Here is a 10057-nt window from a genome sequence, read left to right as displayed (position 1 = left end):
AGCACGCAAAAGCGTCACCACAGCCTCACCAGCAGCACGTCGACAGGCAGAAAAAAGCAACCCAGAGCACCACACTCAAGGGGAAAACGACCTCTAAGTCGTCGTTTTCTTTGGTAGACCAGGGCTTCAGGATCCGGCGGGGCGCAGTTGTACAGTCGTCCCTGATCAGCGTGCCGCGAGAGGCGGTTCCTGGTGTTTGGAGGGATGCGCCCAGATGTGGTCCATCGTCGACGACGCCGAGCGAGCGCAGTGGAACTTTGTGCCGTTCGAGACCGTCGGCCCGCTTCGGTTCGGTATGAGCGTTGAGGAAGTGGCCACGGCCATGGGTGCACAGGGCTTCACCAGCACTCATTCTTCTATGAGCAGGCCGCACGGTGCTCTTGTACAGCAGGCTGGCTTTCGCTCCAAGGATGCTCCGCGGTACGAGGAGGCCGTCACGGCCTACTGCAGGAAGTCTGGTGATCTGGCCGCCGTGGCGGTTGACGCCTTGTGCGGTCCGCAAGTCACCCTTGACGGGCTCCGCCTGGTGGGCCGGGTGCCGTCTGAACTTGCGGAACAGCTCCATGGGTATTCGGAGGACCGTGGCATGGTGCCCACGGTCTCTGTCGAGGGCGATGCAATCTCGGAAGAGCTCGGGCTGTTGGTGCGGGCCCAGCGAGCCGGCGACATCCTCCTGTCGAGGGCCTTCTTCGTTGCCAACTTCCAGGACTGGGCGTACACAGTGCACGACTGCGTGCCGGCCGATGAGTGGGACATTCGTTGACGCCGAACCAGCGGCATGACTGCTTCATCTGGCGTGTCTGCGGTAGTTGATCAAGCTTGCGGCGATGGCAGTGAACGCGAGGAAGTGTTCTGCCTTGCGCTCGTAGCGTCGGTGCAAGCGGCGGCATCCGGCGAGCCAGGACACGGTTCTCTCGACAACCCAGCGATGTCGGCCCAGCCGTTCAGAGGACTCGATGCCCTTACGAGCGATGCGATGGCGGATGCCGCGCTTGCGCAGCCATCGGCGCAGGTGGTCGTAGTCGTAGCCTTTGTCGCCGTGCAGCTTGGCCGGGCGCCGACGTCGTGGGCCACGCCGCGTGCGGATGGGCGGGATACCGCGCACGAGCGGCTGCAGGCCGAGGCTGTCGTGCATGTTGGCAGCCGAGATGCCGAGTGACAGCGGCAGTCCGTTGCGATCCGTGATCAGGTGAATCTTCGATCCGACCTTGCCACGGTCGGTCGGATTCGGTCCGGTCAGGGGCCCCCTTTTGCCGCCCTCATGCTGACGGAGTCGATTGCGCACCGCGACCAGTCCAGTTCTCCGCGGCCGCCGAGTTCGTCGCGGATGACGCGGTGGAGCCGGGCCCACACCCGGTCCCGGCTCCACTGGGCGAAGCGTCGGTAGACGGTGGGCCAGGCGGGTCCGAACACCGGCGGCAACTGTCTCCAAGTACAGCCCCAAGTGGCGACAAAAATGATCGCGGCCAGCGTCTCTCGATCGCCACCTCGGCGCCGGCCACCACCCTGAGGGCGCTTGGCCGCCCTGGGCGGGACCACCCGTCGGAACAGCATCCATAGTTCGTCCGGCACCAGCCGTTCTTAAGCAGTGGCGCGGCCTGGCCACTCGCTACGACAAGACCGCCACCATCTACCTGGCCGGACTCCATCTCGCCGCCATCTTCATCTTGTCAGCTAGGTGATCCGAAGGAAACTGCCTAATGCCGGCGCCCGTTGTGTGTTACGCCGGGATCGTCTGTGAGAGCGATGCGGGCGGTGATGCGTTTCCCGACCGGCTCCCGCCGCGCTTCGAAAGCCTGCGCGACGGCCATCACGATTTCCAGGCCGTGCTGCCCCACCCGGCCCGCCTCCGCGGCCCGGGCCACCGGCAGCACCGGATCAGCGTCCCAGACCTGGATCTCCACCAGCTCACCGGCGATGCGCAGGTCCAGCAGGAGGGGGCCGGCGGCGTACTTGCAGGCGTTGGTGACCAGCTCGCTCACCACCAGCTGCGTCAGTTCCAAGGCCTGCTGTGAGACGGCGATGCCGTGCTCGGTGCGCACCCCCGTGAGGAAGTCGGCGGCCAGATGACGGGCCTCGGCGATACAGGAGCCCTGCCCCTCGAAAGCTGCCGAGGCGTGCAGGCGGCCATCGACGGGGTCGACGGCCATAGCTGCCGTGCTGTCCTCGCCCGGCAGGACCCGATTCATCCGCGTCACGTTCACTCCTCATCCGTCCGGGTTCCGCTACCCGTGATCGGTCCGGAAATCCCCCTTGAGCGCACCGGGAGGCTGTTATCTGTGCCACACCTCCGCCTTGCTCTGCCTCCTGCCTGTTCAGCCAGCTCGCGGGCCAGGCGCTCACCCGCTATCGCCGGCGGCTTCATTGAAAGTGCTTGGGGAGGCAAGGGGTGGGAGGTGGGGTGATTTGGTGCGGTGCCGGAGCAGGGGCCAGAGCTTGAGAGACTGGCGGGATGGATGTCGTCCGCAGGAACAACGTCACTGTCACCGGCAACCCGCGTGGGCGGGTGGTGGTGCTGGCCCATGGCTTCGGCTGCGACCAGAACATGTGGCGGCTGACGGTCCCTGCCCTCGCCGAGGACTACCAGGTCGTGCTGTTCGACTACGTGGGTTCGGGCCGCTCGGAGGCGTCCGCCTTCTCGGAGGAGCGTTACTCCTCTCTGGAGGGCTATGCCCGTGACGTGGTGGAGGTGTGCGAGGCGCTGGACCTGCGTGATGCGGTGTTCGTGGGTCATTCGGTCAGCGCGATGATCGGTGTGCTGGCCGCCGGCGCGGCTCCGGAGCGGATCGGCGCGCTGGTGATGGTCGCGCCGTCGCCTCGGTACATCGACTGCGACGGTTACCGGGGCGGATTCAGCGCCAAGGACATCGACGAGCTGCTCGAGTCACTGGAGTCCAACTACCTGGGCTGGTCGGCGGCAATGGCACCGCTCATCATGGGCAATGCCGAGCGTCCGGAGCTCGGTGAGGAACTGAAGAACAGCTTCTGCGCCACCGACCCGGACATGGCGCGCGTCTTCGCACGGACCACTTTCCTGTCCGACTCCAGGGACGACCTCAAGGCCGTGACCGTGCCGACGCTGGTGCTGGAATGCACGCAGGACGTCATCGCCCCCCGCGAGGTCGGCGCCTACGTCCACCAGGCGATCGCCGGCTCGACGCTGGTGACTCTCGAGGCCACCGGGCACTGCCCCCACCTGTCCGCACCCGAAGCCACGAACCAGGCGATCCTCGAATTCCTAGCGAGCCTGCGGTGATGTGCCGCACCGGGCAGCACCCCGAGCCCCACGACGCCAGCGGCGAGGACACATCGGATGCGGCGTTCGCGTCGCTGCTGGAGGACAGTGCCGAGGACTTGTACGAATCCGCGCCGTGCGGCTATCTGTCCACGCTGATGGACGGCACCATCGCGAAGATCAACGCCACGCTGCTGGACTGGCTCGGCCTGGAGCGCGAGGCGGTGGTGGGCCGGATGCGGTTCACCGACCTGCTGACCGTGGGCGGCAAGCTGTACCACGAGACACACTTCGCACCGCTGCTGCGGATGCAGGGAGAGATCAGCGGCATCGCCCTGGACCTCAAACAGGCCGACGGCGGCCGCATACCGGTGCTGGTCTCCTCGGTGATCAAGCACGGCAGCGCGGGCGAGCCGCTGCTGACTCGCACCACCGTCTTCGACGCCCGCGACCGCCGGGCGTACGAGGAGGAACTCCTGCGCCGTCGTCAGGCGGCCGAAGAGGCGCACAAGCGGGCGGAGGCCGACCGGGCCCGGTTGCAGGAGGCCCTGACCGTGCTGCAGCAGTCGCTGTTGCCCGACAGCCTGCCGCCGGTCCCGGGCGTGGAGACGGCCGCCTACTACCACACCGCCTCGCCCGACCGGCTCGGCGGCGACTTCTACGACGTCTTCCCCATCGACGGCAAACGCTTCGCGTTCTTCCTCGGTGACGTGTGCGGCAAGGGGCCACAGGCGGCCGCGCTCACCTCACTGACCCGCTACACCCTGCGCGCCGCCGCCCTGCACGACCCCGATCCCGTCTCCGCCCTCACCACCCTGAACACGGTGCTGCACGAGCGCTACTCCGCCGGTGGCGATCCGCGCTACTGCACCGCCGTCTTCGGCACCCTCGAATCCGATCCCACAACCGGACAGACCGCTGTCAGCCTCGCCTCGGGCGGCCACCCGCCGGCCCTGGTCTTGCGTGCCGACGGCACGGCCGAGTACCTGCCCACCCCCGGCGGTCTCCTCGTCGGCATCCTGCCCGAGGCCCGCTTCACCACCGCCACCACGACCCTCGCCCCTGGCGACACCCTGCTGCTCTACACCGACGGCCTCACCGAAGCCCGCACCGGCACAGACCGCACCAGCCTGTACGGGGACGACGGTCTGCTCGCCTTCGCCACCCGCCACGCCGGCGAACCACCGCACGCTGTCATCCAGGCCCTGACCGGCCTGCTGGACAGCTTCGGCGACGGCCTCGACGACGACACCGCCCTGCTCGCCCTCGGCTCCCCCGCCCACCTCCCCGCCTGCCCACCGACGAGAACCCCCGAATGAGCCCCCTGAAGATCACCACCCGAGACGCCATGACCGGTCCCGTCCTGGAGATCACCGGCGAACTCGACTACACCACCGCTCCCGACCTGCACGCCACGTTCGCCGCGCTCGCGCTCCGGCCGGGCCAACGCCTCGTGCTGGACCTGGCGGGCATGGAATTCTGCGACTCCAGCGGCATCACCGCGCTGATCGCCGCGCGCCACCATGCCCACGCCGCCCAGGCCGACATCGCGCTCGCCTCGGTCCCGCACCCCACCCTGCGCGTGCTGCGCATCGTCGGCCTCGACCAGATCTTCACCCTCCACCCCGACAGCGACACCGCCACCCGCTCGTAATCCGTGACGTGCCGGTGTCCCCGGTGGCAGTGGCCCAGCCGTTCAACCACTGGCACTCCAGCGCTCGCGCCGTGTGTGCTCGGCACGGGCCGCTTCGAGCAGACTGCGCCAGGACATCACGGTAGGCCGCCGACGCAGTAGAGCACGGCGCTCCCGCTCCGTCATTCCTCCCCAGATGCCGTGCTCGATACGGCGGTCAAGGGCGAAGGCCAGGCATTCGGTGCGCACCGGGCAGCCGCTGCAGACAGTCTTCGCGCGGTTCTGGGCCGCGCCTTCGACGAACAGTTCGTCCGGGGCAGTGCCACGGCACACCGCATAGGCGCCCCATTCCTCATCAGCAATCACGCAGACGCCGTCCTCTCCACACCCCAACCCGCCGTCTGCCTCGCGACGGGGCGATCAGCGCAGACCGTACGACGGCCGCACGAGGCAAAGAACCCTGCCGACCAGCGACAACCCCTTCGGGTGACCTGTCGCTGACCGGCAACGGCCGCAGCAGACTGGCGCTACGCCCACGCGGCGGCACGATCGTCGCTGTCGTGCCCGCCACGTCACACCCGCCTCTCCCTCCACCCTGCTGCCCGGCCGGAGCCGGTTACGCACCCTGGCGGCAGAACCGCTGCACCTCGCGACCTGCCGCGTGTGCCTTTCCTGGACTGAAGCGGCCTGAGTCTGCCCGTTCATGGTTGTTGGTCCAGGCCCGGATCGACTGATCCGTGGATCAGTGGTGGCCCGCAGCAAGACGCGGCCGCCCACCGCCCAGAGGGCAGCTCCTGTCTCAGTTGGTGGTCAGCATGCCTTCCCGCAGCCGGGCCAGGCAGCGCGAGAGCAGCCGGGAGACGTGCATCTGGGAGACCCCAAGGTGCTCGCCGATCTGGGCCTGGGTGAGTTCCTCCACGAACCGCATGTGGATGATCCGCCGGTCCCGCTCATCGAGGTCGGCGATCAACGGGGCGAGGGCGTGGAAGTCTTCCACGAGTTCCAGCGCCGCGTCCTCGGTGCCGATGAAGTCCTGCAGGGCGCTCTCGCCGTCCTCGCTGCTGCTGATCGCGGCGTCCAGCGAGGAGGAGTTGTAGCCGTTGGAGGCCAAGCGGGCCTCGATCACTTCATCCTCGGGCAGACTCATCAGCTCCGACAGTTCCTTCACCGTCGGCGTCCGGCCCAGCCTGCTGCGCAGTTCCTCGGTGGCGCGGGCGAGCTGGACGCGGGCCTCCTGCAGCCGACGCGGCACGTGCACGGCCCACGTGGTGTCGCGGAAGAACCGCTTGATCTCACCGACGATGTAGGGGATGGCGAAGGAGGTGAACTCCACCTCCCGGGTCAGCTCGAACCGGTCGATGGCCTTGATCAGACCGATCATGCCGACCTGGACGATGTCCTCCATCTCCTCCGGCCCCCGGCTGCGGAACCGGCCGGCCGCGAAGCGGACCAGGGACATGTTCATCTCGATCAGCGTGTTCCGCGCGTAGCTGTACTCCGGCGTTCCCTCCTCCAGCACCGCCAGCTGATCGAAGAAGACCTTGGACAGCTCGCGGGCGTCCTTCGGCGCCACCTGAGAGGGATCGGCGACCTCCGGCAGACCGGCCACGCTCGCGTCCGTCTTCGCCGCAGTCACTGTCGCCATGATGCTTCCCTCCCCTTATCGCTGCACGCCGCCGACCTGCCTCGGGCCGACGACCGGGCGCCTACCCCGGCATCCTCAGGCCATGCCCGCAAAGGAGAGCCGGCGCGTCGCCTGTCCGCGATCATGACCAGCCCGGTCACAGCAACGCTCACGTCGGCAACAAGGTATGTGAGACACGCGAGGGGGTAGGCGCGCCAACCGAAACAGATGCTTCCGGATCGCTGGGCAGCCCGTGCCGCACGGTGACTACGCGAGGTAGGGCGGAGCAACGAGGAAATGAGCATGAAGGTGACGCGTCGGATAGTGAGTGCAGGCGTGTTGCCGCGATCGCGGGAGGCATCGTAGTGGCCGGCGGCAGCTCGGCGATGGCGGCTACTCCCGGGACGGCCGAGCATCACCAGGTCCTCAGCGCGACGGCCCCTGCTGAAAGCCATGGCACGGCCCGACAGCCCGCGGATCCGTGGATCGCCGGCCAGCTGGCAGCTTTCAACCCGTCGGCCGCCCACCGGCTGGCGATCTTCGACCCGTGGATCAAGGACCAGCTGGCTCTGTCCTGTCTCGGCCGGCAGTAAGCGCTGTCGGCGACGCGTGAATCCACCTTTGGAACCCAAGCGTGCTACTGGCCCACTTTTCAGCCGTCGCCGACAAAGCGCGTCGGGTGACCGAGAAGGTCTCTTATGACCAGTGGGCCGTCTCGGCCCGCGGCCCACGACCGCAGCGGCGCCCTTGCCCTCCACCGCCTGGCCGGCATCTGGCCCGGCTGACGCGTACAAGTGCGACGTGGAGGCCACCCCTCCTCCGACCAGTACCGCACGAAGGACTCCCCCGACATGTCTGATCAGCACGCGGCTACCGCCGTCACAGCCGCCGCAGTCATTGCCGTGGTCCTGGTCGCCCGGGCAGCGGTGCTGCAGCAGGGCAACCGAGGACAGGTCAGCCGCACTCCCCGTCCGCCACGCGCTCCCATCGCACCTCGCGCCAAGGGGGCCGCACCATCTACGGCCGGCCAGGCCGGTCATGCCATGCGAGAGGACGTGGCCGCTCTTGCGGTACGAGAGGCGGAAGAGCACGTCCGCCACAGCTGGCAGCGACTCCAAGCAGGCAGCGACCTGCCGGAGTGACCCGGATGCAAGCCGCAGCCGATGCCGGCGTACTGCTTCCTGTCGTTCCGTGCGGTCACTCGGTTGTGGGGAAGCGGGCGGCGAGCAGAGCCCGGTCGTCGGGGAAGGCGGCGTCGGGGTGGTGGTGCAGGAAGCGGTCGCACAGTTCGACGAGGTTCACGCCGGTGGTAGTGCGGGCGCACGCGGTCAGCCGTTGCAGGCCGATGGTGATCTCTTCGCGGCGCCGTTCGATCAGCCCGTCGGTGTAGAGCAGGAGGGTGTCGTCCTTGGCGAGAATGACGTCGGCGTGGCGGTAGGGGATGCCGTGGATGGGGCCGAGGGGCGGTCTGGTGGCCTGGTCGAGGTAGGTGCTGGCGCCGTCGGCGTGGACGAGGAGCGGCGGCGGATGGCCGGCGGCGGCATAGGTCAGCGTGCGGGTGGGGCGGTGGAAGACGAGGTAGCAGGCGGTGACCATCTGCCCGGGGTGATAGCGGCCGAGGAAGGTGTTGAGTTCCTCCAGGACGCTGGTGGGCTGGGTGCCGCAGCGGGGGACGATGTTGCGCAGAGCGGCGGTGATCTGTGCCATGAGGGTGGCCTCACGCAGTCCGTGCCCGGCGACATCCCCGATGCTCAGGCCGATGTGCTCGGCGTCGATGTCGTAGACGTCGTACCAGTCACCGCCCACGGACAGCAGATCGCTGCCGGGGGCGTAGCAGGTGGCCGCCTCGAGGCCGGCAATGTGCGGCTGCTGGGGCAGGAGGCTGCGCTGCAGGCGTTCGGCGACGCGGTGTTCGTGTTCGTGCAGTCCTGCCCGGCGCAGGGCCTGGGCGATCTGCTGCGCCACCGCAGTGCCATGATCGCCAGAGGTGGTCGGATCGGCGCCGTAGACGGCCAGCAGGCCCAGGCGGGTACCGTCGGCCTCGAGCGGCAGGGTGAGCGCCGCCGGCTCCGGATCTGCCGCCGGTTCCGGGTCAGGGGACGGCTGGTGTGCGGTGGGGGGTGTCGGGTGGTCGAGGTCGGTGAAGTCGGCTGCCCTCGGGAGGTGTTCGCCGGGCTGCAGGGGCGGCACCAGACGGGTGGAGTGCAGGTGGAGTCCGACGGCGGTGGCGCCCAGCGCGGCCGGTGCGGCACCTTTCACGGCTCGTGCGACCTCGGTGAGGGAGACCGCGGTCGCCAGGGCGGCGGTCAGGGCGTACAGGCGTTGCAATTGGGTTCGGGTGGCCTGTTCAGCGGCCAGCAGCCGGGTCCGCTCACCCTCCAGGGAGCGACGGAAGGCTACTTCCCGGTTCAGGGCGGCGACCTGCTGGCTGAGGGCGACGAACTGATCGGCCCCGTCCGTCTGCACCAGGTGCAGTTGCGCGGCTGGCAGGGGGCCGTCGAACCACTGGGCGCGCGCACCGTGGCAGCGGAAACGGCGCATCCGCCCGTCGGCGTCCTTGATGGTCACAGCGCCGGGCACTGGGTTGCCGCTGCGCAGCCAGGTGGCCAGGTGGCTGCGCAGCGACGCGTCGTCGGTCGCCACCTCCAGCAGGCTGGCACCCGAGACGAGCCGGCCGTCGCAGCGGCAGGCTGCGGGATTGGCGGCCAGGATGCGGCCGTCGGCCCCGCATAGCAGTACCGGGTTGGGCAGCAGCTTGGTGACGGCCCGAAACAGGCCCAGGGTCATGGCATGACAGCCGGATCGCCGAAGTACTCGCGGCCCGTGACCGTCTCCGGATCGGTGTCGGGCACGAGGTGGACCACGACCCGGCAGCCGGAGTTCCCGCGGGCGATGGTTTCCTGAAGTTCCACGCGTGCGTAGCCGGTGTTGCGCGCGGCGATGGTGCCGAAGACGTTGGACGTCATCATGCACATCGACTCCCGGCCCACCACCTTCTCCGCGAACGGGCACGCCCGGTTGCCCAGCACGATCTTCGTCTCGTCGGCCTCGATGACGTAGAAGTCGCCATTGATGCGGCGCTTGAGGTCCACCAACGCCTCAGCGACCTGCTCCCGGCTCAGCCGCTTGACGCCCAGTGCGTTGAGGTACATCTCATCGATCTGCGTACCGACGGCCTGGCCGACCACACTGATGTAGCCGGACGCCTCCTCCAGACCGATCACGGTTTCCAGCGAAGTCGCCAGCTCACGCACCAGCGTCCGCAGGAACACATCCCGGTCCAGCCCGATCTTCACGTCCGAAACGTGCTCCATGCCCACTCCTTCACCCCTCGCACCGCGCGCAGACACGTCATAGCGGCGGAGAAAGGCCCACCGTACCCGCACAGAGTAGTAACCGTTGCCCGCCAGCAACCAAACAACTTGCAACTCGCCACCGCGAATCGCCCTGGACGCTGTCGAAATCCTGGACGCCCGCACACTCAAGGGACGCGCCACGGGTCGTGATCGCTGTGGACGGTGCCGAGGATCCCGTCATGACCTCTACAACCTGGGGACGCTGCAGG

General features: G+C 68.3%; 11 protein-coding genes. 5 read left to right on the top strand and 6 right to left on the bottom strand.

Going from position 1 to position 10057, the window contains the following annotated elements:
- Nucleotides 1–214: 214 nt before the first annotated feature.
- Nucleotides 215–763 (top strand): hypothetical protein, encoded by a 549-nt coding sequence (locus ACIHEJ_RS37860; protein WP_400142384.1) that lies wholly within the window; start codon nucleotides 215–217, stop codon nucleotides 761–763.
- 24 nt (nucleotides 764–787) lie between these two features.
- Here the strand turns inward: ACIHEJ_RS37860 and ACIHEJ_RS37855 are convergent.
- A protein-coding gene (locus ACIHEJ_RS37855; protein WP_400142393.1) for an IS5 family transposase occupies nucleotides 788–1554 on the bottom strand; the annotation gives its coding sequence in 2 pieces (ribosomal slippage) (nucleotides 788–1254 and nucleotides 1254–1554; 768 coding nt in all).
- A 143-nt stretch (nucleotides 1555–1697) separates the two neighbouring features.
- Nucleotides 1698–2150 carry an ATP-binding protein gene (locus ACIHEJ_RS37850; RefSeq protein ID WP_400142392.1) on the bottom strand — a complete coding sequence of 151 codons (453 nt, stop codon included), beginning with the start codon at nucleotides 2148–2150 and terminating at the stop codon, nucleotides 1698–1700.
- Nucleotides 2151–2452: 302 nt separating this feature from the next.
- On the opposite strand from ACIHEJ_RS37850, the gene ACIHEJ_RS37845 reads away from it, so the two are divergent.
- From ACIHEJ_RS37845 to ACIHEJ_RS37835, 3 genes are read left to right on the top strand one after another with little or no spacing between them, the layout of a single operon-like run.
- Nucleotides 2453–3256: an alpha/beta fold hydrolase gene (locus ACIHEJ_RS37845; protein WP_400142383.1), complete on the top strand. Its 804-nt coding sequence runs from the start codon at nucleotides 2453–2455 to the stop codon at nucleotides 3254–3256.
- Nucleotides 3256–4554 (top strand): PP2C family protein-serine/threonine phosphatase, encoded by a 1299-nt coding sequence (locus tag ACIHEJ_RS37840; protein ID WP_400142382.1) that lies wholly within the window; start codon nucleotides 3256–3258, stop codon nucleotides 4552–4554. Before ACIHEJ_RS37845 ends, ACIHEJ_RS37840 begins: the two co-directional genes overlap by 1 nt.
- Complete coding sequence (locus ACIHEJ_RS37835) at nucleotides 4551–4889, top strand: STAS domain-containing protein (protein WP_400142381.1); 339 nt, start codon at nucleotides 4551–4553, stop codon at nucleotides 4887–4889. Before ACIHEJ_RS37840 ends, ACIHEJ_RS37835 begins: the two co-directional genes overlap by 4 nt.
- Nucleotides 4890–4931: 42 nt before the next feature.
- Here ACIHEJ_RS37835 and ACIHEJ_RS37830 read toward each other — a convergent pair whose 3' ends face one another.
- The gene (locus ACIHEJ_RS37830) at nucleotides 4932–5261 is read right to left on the bottom strand and encodes a WhiB family transcriptional regulator (protein WP_400142380.1); all 330 of its coding nucleotides are present in this window, start codon (nucleotides 5259–5261) and stop codon (nucleotides 4932–4934) included.
- A gap of 406 nt (nucleotides 5262–5667) precedes the next feature.
- A complete protein-coding gene (locus ACIHEJ_RS37825) occupies nucleotides 5668–6513 on the bottom strand; it encodes an RNA polymerase sigma factor SigF (RefSeq protein ID WP_400142379.1) in 846 nt (281 codons plus the stop codon).
- Between the two features lie 344 nt (nucleotides 6514–6857).
- Here ACIHEJ_RS37825 and ACIHEJ_RS37820 point away from each other — a divergent pair, with 344 nt between their 5' ends.
- Entirely contained in the window at nucleotides 6858–7085 is a 228-nt protein-coding gene (locus tag ACIHEJ_RS37820) for a hypothetical protein (RefSeq protein WP_400142378.1), read from the top strand.
- A 604-nt stretch (nucleotides 7086–7689) separates the two neighbouring features.
- On the opposite strand, the gene ACIHEJ_RS37815 is transcribed toward ACIHEJ_RS37820, so the two are convergent.
- Both ACIHEJ_RS37815 and ACIHEJ_RS37810 read right to left on the bottom strand, forming a co-directional pair.
- Complete coding sequence (locus ACIHEJ_RS37815) at nucleotides 7690–9279, bottom strand: SpoIIE family protein phosphatase (protein ID WP_400142377.1); 1590 nt, start codon at nucleotides 9277–9279, stop codon at nucleotides 7690–7692.
- Nucleotides 9276–9806 (bottom strand): methanogen output domain 1-containing protein, encoded by a 531-nt coding sequence (locus tag ACIHEJ_RS37810; protein WP_400142376.1) that lies wholly within the window; start codon nucleotides 9804–9806, stop codon nucleotides 9276–9278. Before ACIHEJ_RS37810 ends, ACIHEJ_RS37815 begins: the two co-directional genes overlap by 4 nt.
- Nucleotides 9807–10057: the final 251 nt, after the last annotated feature.

Source organism: Streptomyces sp. NPDC052301 (genome assembly GCF_044593395.1).
GTDB lineage: Bacteria > Actinomycetota > Actinomycetes > Streptomycetales > Streptomycetaceae > Streptomyces.
Note: the sequence above shows the minus strand (reverse complement) of the source record. Positions and strands in the feature narration are given on the sequence as shown.